The sequence below is a fragment of the Streptomyces sp. NPDC006296 genome, assembly GCF_040613235.1.
GTDB lineage: Bacteria > Actinomycetota > Actinomycetes > Streptomycetales > Streptomycetaceae > Streptomyces.
Genome location: NZ_JBEXRT010000014.1, coordinates 141,122 through 158,187, shown reverse-complemented (window position 1 = coordinate 158,187; position 17,066 = coordinate 141,122). Strand labels below are relative to the sequence as shown.

Genomic DNA, 17,066 nt, shown 5'->3' with positions numbered 1-17,066 from the left:
GCCCGCACCCATGCCGGTGAGGTGAGGGTGCGGGTGTCGGTCGTGGCGGCGGCCCAGCCGTGGCAGACACCGGGACAGGTGCAGGGCCCGGCGGTTTTCATGACCGGCCGGCCACCGCACACGTTGTTGGCGCAGGCCGCGCAGTTCCCGAACGGGAGCTTCCCGGCCCGCAGCGGGAGCGTCGGCACCGTGCGGGCGGCGAGTGCGAGGGCGGTGGCGAGTAGTGGCGGGGTCGCGGCTACTCGCCGGATGGCGGTGGGTTGGGTCATGCTGGGTGTCTCCAGTTCTGTGAAAGGTGCTGGCAGACGGCGGCGGCCCCGGACTTTGGCGAGACGGGGGCCGCCGTCGGCGTAGCTACAGGTCGTCGTCCTCGGGCATCGGGCCGCAGTAGCCGAGGGGGCTGGACGCGATGTGGGCGCGTTCCAGGGCGTCGGTCAGTGCGGTGGCGAGGCGTTCGGCCTCGCGCAGGGCGGCCACGGCGGTGGTGGTGTGCTGGGTGGGGGTGCCGTGGTCGGCGGTGAGGTGTCCGGCCTGGTGGAGGTCGGCGAGCGCGAGGGCGATGTGATCGAGGGCCTGGGGCAGGCGGTGGGCGAGCGTGGCGAACGAGCCGATCGCGTTGTAGATGGTGCCGGGGTAGGCGAGGGCGGGCACGGGACGGCCGGGCAGGGTGGCGTGGTTGAAGGTCCGCAGCGCGTCGGCGGCCTTGGCCGGGTGGCGGGCGGGGTTGCTGGTGGGCGTGGTCATCGGGAGTGGTCCTCTCGGATCAGCAGTCGCTGTCGGACTCGCCGCAGGGCATCGGGGAGAGGCCGTGGGCGTGGGTGTGGGCTTCTTCCGGTGGGGTGAGCCATCTGGATTCGGGCTCGTGGAGGGGTGCGGGCAGGTGGCCCGCATCCCCCTCTACCCGCCTTACCTCGCAGGTCAGAGCCCGTTACCTGCCCCGCTACCGGGGTAAAGGGACCCCACTACTTCCGGGCCCTGGCCGAACATGCCGGCAGAGGCCCGGAGAGGGTGCTCCGGTGGGGGTTGGTAGTGGGGTCCCCCTCTACCCGTGGGCGAGGAGGATCTCTGCGGGGACGGCCGCTTCGATGTCGCGGCGCTGGTATCCGGCGGCGTTCGTGCCGGAGATCTTGACTTGCTTGCTGGTGCGCTTGACGCCGGCCGCTTCGAGTTCGGAGGCGAGGCGTTCGGCGTTGAAGTCGCCGTAGACGTCCTCATCCAGGTTCACGAGACCGGCGAGCAGGTCGGTGGTGAACATCCGCGGGGAGTGCCGCATCACTTCCAGCGCGTCCGAGAGGATCGGCGGGAGCTTGACCCCGGACGCGTCGGCAGCGGCCGTCACGTCTCCGGCGGCGTCGCCGGTGAGCTGTCCGGCTTCCTGCCGCAGCGTCCGGCCCTTCTGGCACAGCGTGGCGAACCCGGTGCCGTCGAGGTAGTCGGCCCGCACGGTGACGTAGGAGGCGGGCCCGGTGACGAGCACGCCGGTGCCGACGTGGTCCTCGGACAGGACCGAAGCGTCAGCGCCTTGGGCGGCCTTGCCCTTGCCCAGCACCATGTCACTGCTGGCCCGGTCGACGACCTGGGTCGAGTACCGCAGGGTGATGATCTCGCGGAGCTTGGTGGGCACACTGTCGGCGTCGGGGCGCTGGGAGGCGAAGTTGGACACGAACCCGGCGGCCGGGCCCCTGCGGGCGATGCGGCACAGGTCGTTGATGACCTGTTCGCGGTCCTCGCGCTCCATCGCGGTGAAGTACTCCTGCAGCTCGTCGATGGTCACGAAGATGACCGGCAGGTTGTACCGCTGGACGATCTCCGGGGTGAGCTTCCCCTCGGGGCAGATGGAGGTGGGCAGCTCCCGCAGGATCGCGAAGCGGCGTTCCATCTCCACCAGCAGCTCAGCCAACATGGCCTTGAGCGCTTCGATCGCGTCGTCCTCGGCGCCCATGACCAGGCGGTGGGCTACGGCCCGCATGGGCATCCAGTCCGCGCCGCCCTTGCCGTCGGCAACGTAGTGCCGCACGTAGGCATCCAGCAGCCCGGCCGCCGTCATCAGGCGCTGCGTGAACGTCTTGCCCCGCCGGGGGAGGCCGCCGAAGAACATCGACTGCCACATGACCGGCACCTCGATGCGGTTACCCCGGGCGTCCTGCCCGAACGGGATCGGGTCCCAGATCGAGAACCGCTCGGCGGTCGCGAACGGGGACGGGTTCGGCTTGCCCAGGTAGGGGTCATCGTCGGCGACCCACATGGACACCCGTCCGGCGTTGCCGCCCTTAGAGGCGCGGACGCGGGACATGATGACCTGGATCTCATCGACCCCCAGTTCCTGCGCGATGACTTCCCGCTTGGCCAGCACGTCGGAGGCGGTCTTGCCGCCACCCCTCGGCAGGTCGAAGATCACCGCCCAGCCACGGCCGTCACGGACCGGACCCATCGAGCAAGACACCCGAGGGGCGTCCTTCTCGTCGTCCCCGGCACGGCCGCTTTTCAGGAGGCCGGCCGCCCGCAAAGCGTCGTTGAGCTGCTGCGCAGACATGTCCACCCGCAGCGGCGGGGCGCCCTGGTCCAGGAGGTGGGTTTCCTTGCCCCGCCCCAGGTAGGCGAGCGGAGTGACAACCGCACCGGCGATACCGGCTTGCAGTACCGGATCGGCCAGCGCGATGCCGACGGCAGCGGCGGCCACACCTGCTGCGGCGGCGCCGAAGCGCCACCGGCGGGTCCGGGTACGGATGCCGTGCGCGATCTGGAGCCGGGCGGCCAGCTCGATGTCTTCGGGCCTGGCCTTGGACTGGGCGCGGAGCGCCTTGACGACCGCGCTGTGGTCCTGCGCGGACAGCGTCGGCCACAGTCCCATGCTCGCCCGGAAGAAGCCGCGGGCGGCCAGAAGCACCGTCTTGAACAGGTACTTCGGGACCCGGAACCCGTGGTACTGGGTGTGCCACCACGTCAGCCTCCCGAACGCCGCAGCATTCGACTTGATCGAGGCGGCGGAACGGGCCCACGCGGGCAGGACCGGGGCGTCGGGAACGCTCAGCCAGTCCGCCAACGGGTTGTCCGGACGATCGACCGCTTCGAGACCCGCCCCTTCCGTGGTCTCGGGGGCCGGTTCGGGGGTGGGGGTGTTCTTCACGAGGGTGAGGGGCGGGCGGGTGCCGACCGTGTCGGCGGCAGTCTCCGTCATGCTGGTTACTCCTGCTGCTCGGTTGGGTGGTCAGGGGCACGGGGCGGCCGGTGGTCTTGGCGGATTGCGGCCGCCCCGTGGCGGGGCTAGGACTGCTCGGCGCGGTGGTAGGCGCGCTCGGCACGACGGAGGGTCTTCTCCGCCTCCCGCAGCGCGTCCCGTGCGGCGGACCGCTCCGCACCCCACTTGCTGGCACGGACGGTCGCCTTGGCGGCGGCCACCGCGTCGCGGGCCGCGTCGGCCTGCCGCTCCAGGGCGGCCAGCTCCTTCGCGCCGCGCTCGGCCGCGATGGCGTCGATCTCGTGCATGCGGCGGGTGACCCTCGGGTCGAGGTTGTCCCCGAGTGCCTGGTGGGCGCCCTTGAGGAACAGGCGGCGGCGCTCACGGGACTCGGCTCGGGTGTAGCTGTGCACGGCGGTGCCTCCCTCGGTGGTGCGGGCCGGGCTGTCCGGTCCTCCGCCCGCCCGGTACGAGACCGGACGGACAGGGGCACGTCAGGCGGGCCGCAACTCGCTGGTGTGGCACAGGACGGGGCCGATCAGAGGACTGATCCGGTGCACGGTCCACCGGCCGCCGGTGAGCGGGCCGGGCGGGACCTCGTCCACGATCCGGCCGGTCCTGCCGACCGCGCGCGGGTCGTCCTGACAGGCGACGATCCGCACCTTGGTACCTGCTGCGAACGGCATGAACGGTCCCTTCGGGTCAGCGGCGGCTGGACTTGCGGAGCGAGGACGCGGCGGCCTTCCCGTCCGTACCGCCAGCCGACTTCACGACGGTGACGACACCCCAGGACAGCGCGACGACGAGGAAGGCGAGCAGGGCGAGGTTCGCGGCGATCGCGGTCAAAACCCCGACGAGCAGCGGGCCGAAGTACACGCCGGCCGCGACCGCCCCGGCACCGACACCGGAGCCCAGCGCGATGCGCTGCACCGTGCGGTCCGGCGGCGCCTGGTGGATGTGCTGGACGATCTGCTGCGGCACCTGCTGCGGCGCGGGCAGGTGGGCCGCGTCGGTGTAGGCGTAGGTGCCGTCGGGGAGCTGGACGACGGTGACCGCCCTCGGGGCAGGAAGGTGCGGGTCCATGGTTCTCCTTCAGTTCAGGCGGCGGCGGTGAACGAGTCCGAACAGGGCACGCACATGCCGAGGGAGCGCGGGATGCAGTACCCGGCGTCACGCCGGCAGGCGGGGCAGGTGCGGCGGGCCCGCATCGCCGCTTCCAGGGCGGCGCGGCGTCCCGGGGTCATGGGCCGGACCGGCTTGGCCCGGTCGACGCGGTAGAGGTAGGCGACCAGCGGGCCCCGACGGCGCCGGGGCCGCTCCAGCTGCGCGGCCACTTCCTGACCGCCGGGCCGCAGCCCGACCGCCCGGAGCTGACGGCGGGTCGCCAGCCCGGCGGGGGCGAGCCGCCACCGGTAGACGGGCAGCGCGCCCATCAGGCGGCCACGCGCTTCCATGCGGCCCGCAGCCGGACCTCGGACGCGGAGTGCCCGGCGCTACGGAAGCGTGACGCCATCTCCCGGTAGGACAGGGCAGGTGTCTCGCTGTGGCGGACCTGGTCCACGAGCGCGTCCAAGGCGTCGTCGGAGAGGGCGCCGGCCGACTCCAGCGCGAACGCCGAAACTGGCTCGGTGGGCCCCCAGACAGGCAGCTCCCACCGGGATGCGACACCTGCTGTGACGCGGCTCGTCACGCTGGTCAGGGCCCGTCCGGTGCCCTCGCCCTCGCGCACCGTCTCCAGCGTCGACCAGGCCCGGGACAGGGCGTCGGCGGTCTTGGCTTGGACGTGTGCGACGCGGGCACCGGCCTGCGTCACAGCCGTCAACCGCGTCTCCTCCGTGGACGCCTCCGCCCGCAGCCGGGCACGCGCCACCGCGGCTTCATCACGCGCTTCCTGCTGAATCCCCTGGATCGCGTCCAGGGCTTCACCGGTGAGCGCGGTCCGCTCCCACAGCCCGTGCACCAGCCACAGGGACTTGGCCGCGATGGGGAGCCATGCGACGGCCAGCCACGCACCCGTCGACTCCTCGGCGGTGAGCGCGTGAGCGACCAGCACACCGGTCGCGACCAGACCGAACGTCCAGCCAACAAGGGTGACCGGGGTGGAGTGGTCGCCCTGCGCGGCCAGGCGGCGTTCGTAGGCGAGGGTGGCGAGCCACCCGCCGTCGATCCCCAGACCGACGACCAGCGCGACCGGCCACGGCATCGCCGTGCCCAGCCACATCATCACCACGGCCAGCGTGAGGACCATGGACACGGCCGTCATGCCGACGGCGGGAAGAACCGTCTTGGCGTTCACGCGGCACCGCCGGTGTGCTCGGTGCCGGCGCGGTTGGTCAGGTCCCGGCGGGCGGCCAGCACCCGGTTACGGGCCCGGCGCATACGCCGCTCGTCCAGCTCGTTCGCCGGGCGGTCGATGGTCATGATCTGCGCGTCCAGCAGGGCGACCTCCGCCCGGATGAGCGGCATCTCCCGATCGATCGCCTCCAGCTCGGCGCCGGTCGGCTCGAAGTCGAGCGACGCGGTCGTAACAAGGGCCTGAAGTGCAATGATGGACTTCATGAGTCGTTCTCTCCCTGGTAGGTGGTGCGGCTCAACAGAGCGGCCCCGGGGTGCATCCCGGGGCCGCTCTCTTCATGTGGGGCCACCCAGGTGGGTGGCAGTGCCCCGGGCCCGATCCGATCGGGCCCTCACGGCGTGAATGCCGGGGCTGATGACGCTTGTCAGTCGGTGGTGTAGGTGTCGCCGGTCTTGGGGTCGGTCCACGTCTGACCGCTGCTGAGGGTGACGGTGCTCTCGACCTGATCCGCCACCTCTTCGGGCGTGGACGCGATGTCGTAGGAACCGCTGTCGTTCTGCGCGAATCCGAAGATCACGGGAGTCCTTCCGATGAGAGCCACCCCAGTTGGGTGGCAGTGCCTCGGGCCGGATTTGATCCGGCGCCCTCGCGGCGTGAATACCGAGGCTGACGTACGTGTCTCCTTCGCGGCATGGCCACGTGGTAGGCGCATGGAGACGTGACCTTGCGGTCTAAGCCATCCGGTTAATGACAAGGCGCCGGTGCACCTCGGCCCGCTCTGTCCCGGGCCCCTTGGCATAGCGATGTACGTGACACCCCGTACAGCTTGTCTGGAGGAGTGCCTGGGCAAGAGTCTGCAACGGGTCGCTTGGCTCGTCAAGCGTTCTCGTCTAACTTGTACGGAGGAGTTGGAGTAGAGGGGTTGGAGATGCCCGTGCGACGCGGAATGACCAAGGCCCAAGAGATCGCGGCTGATCTGCGCAGGCAGATCGAATCGGGGGATCTTGAGGCCGGGGCGGTGTTGCCCAGTGAGTCAAAGCTGATGAGCCAGTACGGCTACAGCCGCGAGACCGTGCGCGCCGGCGTGCGGGCGCTCGTAGAGGAAGGGCTGGTGGTCACGGGTTGGGGGCAAGGCAAGTACGTCCGTGAGGACTACCCGCCAGTCGTCTGGAACTGGACCACGCTGGAGAGCCGGAGCCGCCACGAGAACGCCGTGGAGGGGCAGACCGCTGGTGACCAATGGGCAAGTGCCGTCACCCAGGAGGGAAAGGCGCCCCGGCAGGACATCAGCGTGTCCATCGTCGAGCCCCCGGCCCATGTGCGAGACGCGCTCGCCCTGCCGGATGGGGGACTGGCCGTAGCCCGCAAGCGCGTCCGGTACGTCGACAACCGCCCTTACGCCCTGGCTGACTCGTACTTCCCTCAGGAACTCGTGAACGGGACGCTGCTGATGGAGCCGCGCGATGTGGCCGCACCGGGGGGCGTGCTCGCCTCGATCGGCCTCATCCAGACCAAGTACCGAGATGAAATCGCGGTCCGCATGCCCACGCGGCAAGAAGCCGAATTGCTTGCGCTGCCTGCCGCGACCCCGGTAGCTGAACACACTCGTACGGGCTATGACGACGACGGCAAGCCGTTGCGGTGCATGGTCACTATCCTCCCCGGAGACAGGCACAAGATCCTCTATGAAGTCGACACCAACTGAGTACCTTCGCCCCGCAAGGGCGGAGGACGTACCGGCCCTAATGTCACTGCGAACCGAAGCCGAGAGGTGGCTCGGCACCAAGGGCACTGACCAGTGGAGCGACCCGGAGACCGGCGGCAAGGCGATCACGAAGTGGCGGGCATCGATCGACGAGGGGCGAGCCTGGGTCGTAGTCGCCGGTGATGGTGAAGTCCTGGCAACCGTCAGCCGCGGCCCGGTAGACCGTGACTTCTGGACCGACGACGACCACCCCGAATCAGCCTTGTACCTCTACAAGCTAATCGTCGGTAGGCAGGCGGCCGGGCGCCATCTCGGGGCGCGCCTGATCGACTGGACATCGAACCTGGCCGCCTTGGAGGGGCGCGACTGGGTGCGTATCGACACGTGGCGCACGAACGGTGGGCTGCATGCCTACTACGAGCGGCTTGGCTTCAAGCACGTCCGCACGGAGAGTCCGGCACATCGCCGCTCGGGTTGGCTCGCCCAACGACCCGTCACCGAGCTGAGCTTGCCTGCCCTACCGCTGCAAGTGGGACCAGACGCGAAAAGCTCCAACTCGGGGGTCCTTGGCCAACCTCCGGCCAAGAATTGAGCACGCGGGGCCGCCCGGGGCCGTACGGCCGGGTCACAGGTGACACGCAGACCGGCCTTGAACCCGTCATGGCGCCGACGCAGTAGAACTTTCCCTACTTCATCAAGGCGGCTCGCTCCGCTCGCCGCGCGCTCCCCGGCTCACCGCCGGGGCCTGACGCTCTTGCCTTCGGCCCGCTCTGGCCCCGGCTACGCCGGTCGCGCGGCTGGAGCGAGCACCATGGTGGGGAAGAAACCCGCTGTGGCTGGGGCGGTCGGCTCCACGGCTTTAGCCACCTCCCCGGTTCGGGTCCCGCGTCGACCAAGACCAGGGGGCCACTCGTTCAAATTCCGGGCAGGATCACAGCCTGCCCGAGTTGCCGGCCAGCGTACGGCCCCCTGATCATGCTCGACCCCAAACCGCGCAGGACACCGGCCAAACCCGCTCCGCCGACCTGTAGCACTGGTTAACGCTCCGTGTCGCTATCACTCGGAGATAGTTGCATTAGTCGGTAAGTGGTCTTTCTCTCCCCGACAGTCTCATCCAACACGGTCGTTCCAAGAATAAGAACGTCATAGACGTCCTGCATAGTCGCATGTGAAGCCTGAGGCCATGCGGCCTCATCAATTGCCCCCCTGTAATCGATGGCAGGATCCATCGATTCGTCCTTGAATCCGAACGTGCGACGCTGCGTGTCGATCTTGTAGAGCCTCATACGACGCCGAACTTCCTCGACTTGTTCCTCAGGAACAAGCCTTTTAAGCGTTTTCGCGAACTCCTCCAACTTTCCAGCAGGAAGCTCACGAGCGATATAGGGCATCCTAGTACCAGCCCCGGCGATTGTGACATCACCACCAGTCTCGGCGAACTTCTCCACCATGAAGCGGAAGCTCTTTGCAGCCCGCGGCTTAATTTCTGCCAATTTCACAGAAAGCTCAGAATATTCGAGCTTAAGATCCAAGAGGTCCAAGAGCTTAGAGGTCGTCTGAGCAAATAGGGAATCACCTAGGAGATCGTCTAGCTCATTCGAGGCCATCTCCAGCACGAAACTGGAAGCGGCGGTCTCAAGAAGCGAAATTGCCGTCTGAGCTGCGACTTCGCCCGGAATTCTCCCACGAGGAGACGGATTTTCGTCCGTTAGGGAGTAGCCAACATTGTCGTAGACAGACTGAGTTGCCATGAGCAGGCAGCCAATACCCCTAGCGGGTGCCTCGCTTCGGGCGAAACGCGGGAGCGAGACGTGAAGCCGGAGTCGGGTTCGGCTCTCCTGTTGCGCCTTCCTTGCGATGACCTCCTTAGGTTCAGCCAAGGGAAGCGTATGGGTAGCGATATCAAGCTCGAAATCAGGCTCTGGAAGCCAGTCCTCTGGAATATCACCAACCCTAATCGGCTTGACAACGTCGCCACGCCCAACATCATGCGGCAATGAAGCCTTAAAAATAAAGCCCTCGGGATTTTCAATTGCCGATCTAAGCGGGATGCCACCAGAGCGGACCATATCGAGTCTCGCTCGCGAGATCGGAATGTAGAGCCATTCGTCCTCTGCCGCACCCTCTTCCGCCCAGACGGCAAGATAAACCTGGTCAGTCAGCGAGATGCAACTGAAGACTCGTGGACCGTCGTAATAGACATACGACTCCTGCATCTTCAACTCACCAAGAACAGTGTCTCTCGGCATCCAGTTCACGGCACAACCTCAAATCCCTCCCACGCCGAATCGTCCGCAGTGCGCCACCACGTGTGGTGAGTGCATTTCGGACGCCGCGGCGTGTGCTTCATCCTTCCTGCCCCTGTTATGTCACCTGTGGCGATCTTCTTCTTCCTGAGCGGTCCGACAGCAGACCTGGTCTTGCGAGCGTCAGCCACGTCGCCGAAAACGCTCAGTCCAGCCGCTTCGCAGTCATCGGGCCAGAATCTCGAACGCACCCGCCCTACGCCAAGCAACTCGTGGTGGTTCATGAAGTCATCTTGCGTCGGCGGGTCGGTGTCGACCAACCGGTAAAAAGTACCCGTCGCCGCATCCGCATCGCTCGGAGGACATGCGTCCGGGAAGCTGTCAGGCCACGTTTCCAAGATCCCCCCTGGAACGTCGTATGTGATTATTACCCACCCCTATGACAGTGACCCTCAAACGATCTTGACCGACGAGCTGATCACTGTGGTCATTCTGTCGAACATCTACCCATCGTGCCTAGACAACGAACTAACCTCCCAAGCGGCACGGGGCCGGCGAACGGACAGCAGGTGCGCTGATCGCCCCAACGTTCGCGCTCAACGCCTGGTCTGCAGGCTTGCCCGAGCGGGTCGGTGGAGACTCGCCCGCCCCTCGTGAGCACCGCAGCGAACCAGCGCTGATCCCGTGCCATACGTGTGCCAGAACCATCGGTCAGCAGCGGTCACCTGAAGCCACAGCAGCGGCCGCCAGACGGGCACCGCAGCGTCACTACTGCAGGTCAGGGCGCATCGGTCTCAAGTCCGCCTGCCGATTCCCAAGCTCAGGGTGTGGGAGACCTGCAGGTTGCTCTGCGGCGCGGATCCACAACACGATTCGGCGGGGGTGCGGTTGTGTCTGTGGGCCATATGCGGGCCACCGGTGACGCTCAAGGTGGCACGCGAGTCATAGGTGCAGGTCAGCGCAGCTTGGATTGCTTCCGCGGCGCGGTCTTGAAAACCGTCGTGGCGCGAGTCACCGTGGGTTCAAATCCCACACCCACCGCCAGGCGAGAGGCCCCTGATCGTGAATAACGGTCGGGGGCCTACGTCGTGTGCATGGCCCGCTGGAGACCGTGATTCACCGTGAGTCCCCGGCCTGTCGGGCACGGCTAGGGCACGAGACTCTCGTTACGCCCTGATCAGTCTGGGGCGGGCTTCAGGGCGTCCGTATTGCAGGATGCGCGGCAGGACTTCACGCATACGCGCCAAGTCCTCCGCCGGGGCACGAAGCAGCGCCTCGACGACAGGGTCGGTCAGCCCGAGGTCGTCCAGTGAGCCAGGATCCAAGGTCACCCGCAGCACGGCGTCGTCCAGATGTACTTCGGTTACGCAGCCGTAGGCAGTGCCCTGGTCGGGTGTGACGAGGCAGTGCGTGTCCATGCCCAGGGACACGTCCTGTGCGTCGGGCTCGTCGAGGTCGCACATGAACATCAGCGAGAATCCGTCCTCGTCGTCCGACTCCGCCACACCTGCCATCAGACAGTCGTCCACTTCTGGATCACCGAGTCCGCACGCAATCAGTGCCGTGAACCTGTATGTCATGCAGGTGTTCTAGCACTGAGGTCTGACGGTCGATGGGGTGGCCGGATCGCCTGGCCACGCTCCTTTGCACCGCCTGCCCCAGCTCCCGTCCCGTCCGCGAGACGTTCTCGGTGGTGCCTGTCGTGCAGGTCTTCGCCGTGACGGGCGGTCGAGGGGATGTGTCCGGTGTCCTGGCGGAGGTCACGGCAGGACTGGGGAGTCGGTGTGGTGGTGGGGGTGTCCGAGGGCGCCCAGGACTGTGGGCATGTGTTGTCTGCGGGTGACGACGAGTACCTCCTCGCCGTGGTCCTCGCACTCCAGGACGAGGGCGCGGCCGCCGTAGTGGGGGCGGCCGGCGGGGTCCGTCGTGTAGGGCGGGCGGACGCGTACCGGGGTCAGCGTGCCGGGGGTCTCGCGGCGGAGGGTGGTGCCGGTGGGGTCGGGGGTGGAGGCCAGGTAGCCGGGGCCGACCACGAGGAAACCGCCGCCGCCGTCCGCGTACGGGGTGGCGCCCAGGACCCGGCCTCCGATGACCTGTTCCTCGGTGGGGACGGCGGGGGTCAGGGCGAGGGTGTCGTCACCGCGGTGACGCCGCTTCAGGACGACGGCCGCCCCCAGGCAGGCGATCAGCACCACGGGGGTGCCCACGGAGACGAGCCGCAACGCGCTTCCGGCGGTGTCGGTGAACCAGGGCGCGGTCACCCCGAGCAGGGTGAGGCAGAGCCCTCCCGCGACCGTCACCGACGCCTGCCAGGAGTACGCCCGGAGGGTGTGGGGCGTGCGCCGCGACAGCCGGTACCCGCCCCAGAGGAAGGCGGCGCCGTAGAAGGCGAGGCCGAGGCCCAGCGAGCAGAAGAGCCTGTATTCGTCCGTCGGGTCCGCGAGGGTGGGGCGGCGGGTCGTCGGGAAGTCGACGTACCGGATCAGGCCCCGCCAGGAGGTGACCTCGACCGTGGTTCCCGGCTTCGCGAGCGGGGCTTCGCGCGGGCTGCCGTGCAGGTGGGTGCGGTGGGCGGTCCCGTCCGGCTCGGTGACGTACAGCCGGTACGTCGGTGTCTTGTGGCCCTTCACCTCGTCGGTCCGGTCGATGCGGACCGTGACGGTCCGCAGGCAGTTCGCGTCGCGGGGATCGCGGGGATCGCGGGAGTCGCCGGCGTCCCGGGTGCCGGACGTGCAGGCGGGCGCCGACCTGAAGGCGCTCTCCTCGGCGAGTGCGCCGCGCATGCCGACCAGCAGCAGCCAGCCGGCCACCAGCACGCACACGGCGCCGAACACCCCGGCGGCACGTGTCCCCGGGCCGTTCCCCGGACGGCTCCCCGGGTGGTTCTTCGGGCGGTTCCCTGGACGGTCGCTCGGTCGGTTCCTCGGGCGGGACGGGTCCGTTCCGGTGGGCGTCACCGGTGCATTGTGCGACGGGGAGCGGGGGCACGGTCAGGGGGCATCCGAGCATGACGGCGGGCTCCTCGTTGCCGGGAACGGGCAATGAGGAGCCCGCCGTCAGAGGCCGAGGAGCCCGTCGGCACAGGTCGAGGAGCCGGCAGGTGTGACGGGGAGCGCGCCGTCAGAGGTGGCGCCGCGGGGTGGTCAGGCGCGCGGCCGAGGCGATCGCCGCGCGGGCCTCCTGTTCGGTCAGTCCGGTGCGGACGGCCGCGTCGGTGAGGGCGTCCGCGAGGGCGTCGCCGAAGCCGTGCTCGTAGGCGCGGCAGGCCGCCCAGAACAGGCGGGTGTTGCGCTGGCCCTCGTGCGCGGCGCGCACGAACCGGACCAGGCCCTGCCCCTGCCGGACGGAGGGCGCCCGCACGGAGGGTGCCTGGCCGGAGGGTGTGCGGTCGGCGGGGCGGCGGGGGTGCGGCCGTGGGGTGAGCAGGCGCAGCAGGGCGCGGGGGCAGGGGGCCGGGGGCAGGTGTGCGGTGCCGGGGGCGAGCCGGTACAGGCCGTGGGTCGTGACGGAGCCGGGGCCGACGAGGTAGCCGCCGGCTCCGCGTACGTCGATGCCGGGGGCGAGCCGGCCCGCGGAGTTGGGCACGTCGATCCCCTGCGGGCCGGTCAGCCAGAGGTGCCGTCCGCCGCTGGGGGTGAGGACCGTGACGGTGGGCGGGAGGGTGAAGAGGTGCCGGAGGGCGAGCTGTCGCAGGGCGGCCACCGAGTCGTGGCCGTGGCTGGTGTCGATGTCGAGGTCGATGCCGATCAGGCGGTGCGGCGCGCGGCCGCAGGCGATGCCGTACCCGGTGGCCCGGGGTGCCGCCGCGAAGAGCGCCCGGACGGTCGCCGGGTCGGTGCTGGCGTCGTGGACCCCGTGTCCCGGCAGTCCGCAGGCGCCCCGGCAGCGCACGGGCCGGTCCTCGTCCCGGTGCGGTGAGCGCAGGGCGGGGAGCTTGGTGGCGGACAGCGGGAAGACGGGGAGCCCGCGCTCCGCGGCGGAGAGCGCGTGAGCCAGGGCCAGGGTGGCGGTCTGCCGGTCGGTGGTGGCCATGGATTCATTTTCGTACAAGCGTTCGAAGAAAGGAAGGGGGGGCGGGGCTGCTCGCGGTGCAACGCCTGCCCCCCCGGGGGGTTTATCGGGGGGTTCTCATACGTGCGGGGGAATCGCGTGTCCTGGGCGGTTCGCCGGGGATGCGGTGGGCAGTTCTGCTCCGCGACGTCGTGACCCGCACCGGGGGGACCGGCCGGCCGGCCCGGACCACCCGTATCGAGAAGCCCTACCAAGCCGCATCTTCGGTTCCTGGAGGAAATTGACATGGCACGTATCCGGACCGCTCGAGCCCTCGCCGCCGTGGCCGCCCTGCCGCTCGCCGCGGCTCTGTTCACCGGGGTCGCGGCCGCCGACAACGGGGCGCTCGCGAGCGGCGGGTCGAACGCGGGAGTGGCGACCATCGGATCCGGTGGCGTCGGAGGGGACAACTCCGGGAACTCGTCGACGTCGCAGCAGCAGGCCGTCGGTGACGGCGCCTCGAACCACAGCAACGCGGCGCAGGTGACCGGCTCGTACTTCACGTGGATCGACCAGTCCACGCACATCGTCGCGGTGAACTTCTCGCCGCTCTGGTGACCCGGCCGGGGCGGGTCCGTGCGGCGGTGGCCACCGGCCACGGCGTGCGGGCCCGCTCCCGCGCGGTGCGGGGGCGGGCCGTCGCCTCGGGGTGACCACCCTGAGCTGTGCGGGACCGCCGCTCCACCTTCAGGAGGTGCAGGGCGCCCGACCCGTACAACCTGAGGCGGACGCGGCTTCGGGACCTGGGGCCGATCCCCTCGTCCGCGCCCGCTCCTAGCGTGGAGGTATGACCACGCCAGTCTGCACCGGAGCCTCCAGGGCGGCCGCTGCCTCCGCCGGACACCGCCGCTATCCGTCGTTCTCGTCGTACGTGCGGGCCCGGGGCCCCGTGCTGCTGCGCACCGCGCGGTCCCTCACCGCGAACCCGAGTGACGCCGAGGACCTGCTGCAGACCGCGCTCACCAAGACCTATGTCGCCTGGGAGCGGATCGAGGACCACCGGGCGCTGGACGGCTACGTCCGCCGCGCCCTCGTGAACACCCGGACCTCGCAGTGGCGCAAGCGCAAGGTCGACGAGTTCGCCTGCGAGGAGCTGCCCGAGAAGGAGGCCGCCCCCGCCCCGGACCCGGCCGAGCGGCAGTCGCTGCACGACGCGATGTGGCGTGCCGTGCTCAAGCTGCCGGACCGCCAGCGGGCCATGGTCGTCCTGAGGTACTACGAGGACCTCAGCGAGGCGCAGACGGCCGAGGTGATGGGCGTGTCCGTCGGTACGGTCAAGAGCGCCGTGTCCCGCGCGCTCGGGAAGCTCCGTGAGGACCCGGAGCTCAGCCTCGTCCGCTGACCCGACCGGATCCCTGCCGGTCGGACGGCCGGATCCCTGCCGTGCGGACGGCCGGAGTCCCGCCGCGCAGCCGGCCGGATCGCCCTCACACGGACGGCCGGAGTCCCACCGCGCAGGCGACCGGATCATCACCGTACAAACGGCCGGACCCCCGTCCGGCGCAGTCGGCGCGCCTGCCGTCCGGATGCGGGAAGTCAACGACCACGGCCCCCTGTGCGGCGACCGGGGCGGCCCGTGCCGGAATCCCGGGCCAGGGTCAGGGGGCCGGAATCCCGGGCCGGACGGGGTGGTGCGCCGGATGGGCGTCCCCGGGCCCGTGGTGCGTGCGAGATCCCTCCGCCCGTGCCCGTCCCGGACCTCTTTCTGCCGGACGACACCGATTCGTACGCCCGGAAGTAGTGACATACCGCTTGGTATGTGAGCAGAATCAGCGCACTCTTACCGCCGCGTAGCGCCCACCGGGAGGACGCCGTGCTGAGCACCATGCAGGACGTACCGCTGACTGTGACCCGCATCCTGACCCATGGGATGACCATCCACGGGACGTCGCAGGTGACGACCTGGACCGGCGAGCCGGAGCCGCACCGGCGCAGTTTCGCCGACATCGGCCGGCGCGCCTCGCAGCTGGCGCACGCGCTGCGCGACGAGCTGGGCGTCGACGGCGACCAGCGGGTGGCCACCCTCATGTGGAACAACGCCGAGCACGTCGAGGCGTATCTGGCGATCCCCTCGATGGGCGCCGTGCTGCACACCCTCAACCTGCGGCTGCCCGCCGAGCAGCTGGCGTGGATCGTCAACCACGCGGACGACCGGGTCGTGCTCGTCAACGGGTCGCTGCTGCCGCTGCTCGCACCGCTGCTGCCCCGGCTGTCCTCCATCGAGCACGTGGTCGTGTCGGGCCCCGGCGACCGTTCCGTGCTCGACGGCGCCGCGCCCCGGGTGCACGACTACGAGGAGCTGATCGCCGGCCGCCCCACCGCCTACGCCTGGCCCGAGCTGGACGAACGCCAGGCAGCGGCCATGTGCTACACCTCCGGCACCACGGGAGACCCCAAGGGCGTCGTCTACTCCCACCGCTCCGTCTATCTGCACTCCATGCAGGTCAACATGGCCGAGTCGATGGGGCTGACCGACAAGGACACCACGCTGGTCGTCGTGCCCCAGTTCCATGTGAACGCGTGGGGGCTGCCGCACGCGACGTTCATGACCGGCGTCAACATGCTGATGCCCGACCGCTTCCTGCAGCCGGCCCCGCTCGCCGAGATGATCGAGCGGGAGCGGCCGACGCACGCCGCGGCCGTACCCACCATCTGGCAGGGGCTGCTGGCCGAGGTCACCGCCAAGCCCCGCGACCTCTCCTCGATGGCGAGCGTCACCATCGGCGGCGCCGCCTGTCCGCCGTCCCTGATGGAGGCGTACGACAAGCTCGGTGTGCGCCTCTGCCACGCCTGGGGCATGACGGAGACCTCGCCGCTCGGCACGATGTCCAACCCGCCCGCCGGGCTGACCGAGGAGCAGGAGTGGCCCTACCGCATCACCCAGGGCCGGTTCCCGGCCGGTGTGGAGGCGCGCCTGGTCGGCCCCGGGGGCGAACACCTGCCGTGGGACGGCGCGTCCGCCGGTGAGCTGGAGGTACGCGGCCCCTGGATCGCCGGTGCGTACTACGGCGGGGCGGACGGCGAGGACCTGCGGCCCGAGGACAAGTTCAGCGAGGACGGCTGGCTGAAGACCGGGGACGTCGGCGTGATCAGCGCGGACGGGTACCTCACGCTCACCGACCGGGCCAAGGACGTCATCAAGTCCGGTGGCGAGTGGATCTCCAGCGTCGATCTGGAGAACGCGCTCATGGCGCACCCGGACGTGGCCGAGGCCGCGGTCGTCGCCGTGCCCGACGAGAAGTGGGGCGAGCGCCCCCTGGCGACGGTCGTCCTCAAGGAGGGCGCCACCGCCGACTACGCGGCGCTGAAGACCTTCCTGGCCCAGTCCGTGGCCAAGTGGCAGCTGCCCGAGCGCTGGACGATCATCCCGGCGGTGCCGAAGACGAGCGTCGGCAAGTTCGACAAGAAGGTGATCCGCAGGCAGTACGCCGAGGGGGAGCTGGACATCACGCAGCTCTGAGCGGGACGGCCCGAGGCCTCGACGCACGCCGGGGGCGGTACGGATCCTTCCGTGCCGCCCCCGGCGTGCGCGCGGGCACCGGGTCGCACGATCCGGCGTCATGCGCGCGGTCCGCGCCGTGCGCGTCCGGC

The 17,066-nt window shown here is 69.6% G+C and carries 18 protein-coding genes, 1 tRNA gene and 1 pseudogene; 6 read left to right on the top strand and 14 right to left on the bottom strand.

What is annotated here, in order from left to right:
• The 10 genes and pseudogenes from ABZ172_RS13015 to ABZ172_RS12970 all read right to left on the bottom strand — a co-directional run.
• Positions 1 to 269 (bottom strand): annotated as a pseudogene (locus ABZ172_RS13015) (DNA primase); the annotation flags it as partial.
• An 85-nt stretch (positions 270 to 354) separates the two neighbouring features.
• Positions 355 to 744 carry a hypothetical protein gene (locus ABZ172_RS13010; RefSeq protein ID WP_356883243.1) on the bottom strand — a complete coding sequence of 130 codons (390 nt, stop codon included), beginning with the start codon at positions 742 to 744 and terminating at the stop codon, positions 355 to 357.
• Positions 745 to 1,042: 298 nt separating this feature from the next.
• Positions 1,043 to 3,178, bottom strand: a complete 2,136-nt coding sequence (locus tag ABZ172_RS13005; RefSeq protein WP_356883241.1) for a cell division protein FtsK — start codon at positions 3,176 to 3,178, stop codon at positions 1,043 to 1,045.
• 86 nt (positions 3,179 to 3,264) lie between these two features.
• Positions 3,265 to 3,591, bottom strand: coding sequence for a hypothetical protein (locus ABZ172_RS13000; protein ID WP_356883239.1), 327 nt, complete (start codon positions 3,589 to 3,591; stop codon positions 3,265 to 3,267).
• 81 nt (positions 3,592 to 3,672) lie between these two features.
• Entirely contained in the window at positions 3,673 to 3,864 is a 192-nt protein-coding gene (locus ABZ172_RS12995) for a hypothetical protein (protein ID WP_356883237.1), read from the bottom strand.
• Positions 3,865 to 3,880: 16 nt separating this feature from the next.
• Positions 3,881 to 4,261, bottom strand: coding sequence for a DUF6251 family protein (locus ABZ172_RS12990; protein WP_356883235.1), 381 nt, complete (start codon positions 4,259 to 4,261; stop codon positions 3,881 to 3,883).
• A gap of 14 nt (positions 4,262 to 4,275) precedes the next feature.
• Positions 4,276 to 4,611 carry an RRQRL motif-containing zinc-binding protein gene (locus ABZ172_RS12985; protein ID WP_356883259.1) on the bottom strand — a complete coding sequence of 112 codons (336 nt, stop codon included), beginning with the start codon at positions 4,609 to 4,611 and terminating at the stop codon, positions 4,276 to 4,278.
• Positions 4,611 to 5,474, bottom strand: a complete 864-nt coding sequence (locus ABZ172_RS12980) for a protein spdB (RefSeq protein WP_356883233.1) — start codon at positions 5,472 to 5,474, stop codon at positions 4,611 to 4,613. The genes ABZ172_RS12985 and ABZ172_RS12980 overlap by 1 nt, the downstream gene beginning before the upstream one ends.
• Complete coding sequence (locus ABZ172_RS12975) at positions 5,471 to 5,737, bottom strand: DUF6284 family protein (protein WP_356883231.1); 267 nt, start codon at positions 5,735 to 5,737, stop codon at positions 5,471 to 5,473. Before ABZ172_RS12975 ends, ABZ172_RS12980 begins: the two co-directional genes overlap by 4 nt.
• 161 nt (positions 5,738 to 5,898) lie before the next feature.
• The gene (locus tag ABZ172_RS12970; protein ID WP_356883229.1) at positions 5,899 to 6,051 is read right to left on the bottom strand and encodes a hypothetical protein; all 153 of its coding nucleotides are present in this window, start codon (positions 6,049 to 6,051) and stop codon (positions 5,899 to 5,901) included.
• A gap of 351 nt (positions 6,052 to 6,402) precedes the next feature.
• Here ABZ172_RS12970 and ABZ172_RS12965 point away from each other — a divergent pair, with 351 nt between their 5' ends.
• A complete protein-coding gene (locus ABZ172_RS12965; RefSeq protein ID WP_356883227.1) occupies positions 6,403 to 7,179 on the top strand; it encodes a GntR family transcriptional regulator in 777 nt (258 codons plus the stop codon).
• Positions 7,180 to 7,219: 40 nt separating this feature from the next.
• Complete coding sequence (locus ABZ172_RS12960) at positions 7,220 to 7,771, top strand: GNAT family N-acetyltransferase (protein ID WP_356883225.1); 552 nt, start codon at positions 7,220 to 7,222, stop codon at positions 7,769 to 7,771.
• A gap of 445 nt (positions 7,772 to 8,216) precedes the next feature.
• Here the strand turns inward: ABZ172_RS12960 and ABZ172_RS12955 are convergent, their stop codons facing one another.
• The gene (locus ABZ172_RS12955) at positions 8,217 to 9,428 is read right to left on the bottom strand and encodes a DUF6575 domain-containing protein (protein WP_356883257.1); all 1,212 of its coding nucleotides are present in this window, start codon (positions 9,426 to 9,428) and stop codon (positions 8,217 to 8,219) included.
• Between the two features lie 944 nt (positions 9,429 to 10,372).
• On the opposite strand from ABZ172_RS12955, the gene ABZ172_RS12950 reads away from it, so the two are divergent.
• Positions 10,373 to 10,469: transfer RNA gene (locus ABZ172_RS12950), tRNA-Ser, on the top strand.
• 122 nt (positions 10,470 to 10,591) lie between these two features.
• On the opposite strand, the gene ABZ172_RS12945 is transcribed toward ABZ172_RS12950, so the two are convergent.
• From ABZ172_RS12945 to ABZ172_RS12935, 3 genes are all read right to left on the bottom strand, one after another.
• Positions 10,592 to 11,005 carry an Imm10 family immunity protein gene (locus ABZ172_RS12945; RefSeq protein ID WP_356883223.1) on the bottom strand — a complete coding sequence of 138 codons (414 nt, stop codon included), beginning with the start codon at positions 11,003 to 11,005 and terminating at the stop codon, positions 10,592 to 10,594.
• A 180-nt stretch (positions 11,006 to 11,185) separates the two neighbouring features.
• Complete coding sequence (locus ABZ172_RS12940) at positions 11,186 to 12,259, bottom strand: hypothetical protein (RefSeq protein ID WP_356883221.1); 1,074 nt, start codon at positions 12,257 to 12,259, stop codon at positions 11,186 to 11,188.
• A gap of 286 nt (positions 12,260 to 12,545) precedes the next feature.
• On the bottom strand, positions 12,546 to 13,457 hold the full coding sequence (locus ABZ172_RS12935; protein WP_356883219.1) for a bifunctional DNA primase/polymerase: 912 nt from the start codon (positions 13,455 to 13,457) through the stop codon (positions 12,546 to 12,548).
• Between the two features lie 264 nt (positions 13,458 to 13,721).
• On the opposite strand from ABZ172_RS12935, the gene ABZ172_RS12930 reads away from it, so the two are divergent.
• The 3 genes from ABZ172_RS12930 (at position 13,722) to ABZ172_RS12920 (ending at position 16,935) form a co-directional block, all read left to right on the top strand.
• A complete protein-coding gene (locus ABZ172_RS12930) occupies positions 13,722 to 14,033 on the top strand; it encodes a hypothetical protein (protein ID WP_356883217.1) in 312 nt (103 codons plus the stop codon).
• 229 nt (positions 14,034 to 14,262) lie between these two features.
• On the top strand, positions 14,263 to 14,817 hold the full coding sequence (locus ABZ172_RS12925; protein ID WP_356883215.1) for a SigE family RNA polymerase sigma factor: 555 nt from the start codon (positions 14,263 to 14,265) through the stop codon (positions 14,815 to 14,817).
• A gap of 471 nt (positions 14,818 to 15,288) precedes the next feature.
• Positions 15,289 to 16,935, top strand: a complete 1,647-nt coding sequence (locus ABZ172_RS12920) for a long-chain fatty acid--CoA ligase (RefSeq protein WP_356883213.1) — start codon at positions 15,289 to 15,291, stop codon at positions 16,933 to 16,935.
• Positions 16,936 to 17,066 lie beyond the last annotated feature (131 nt).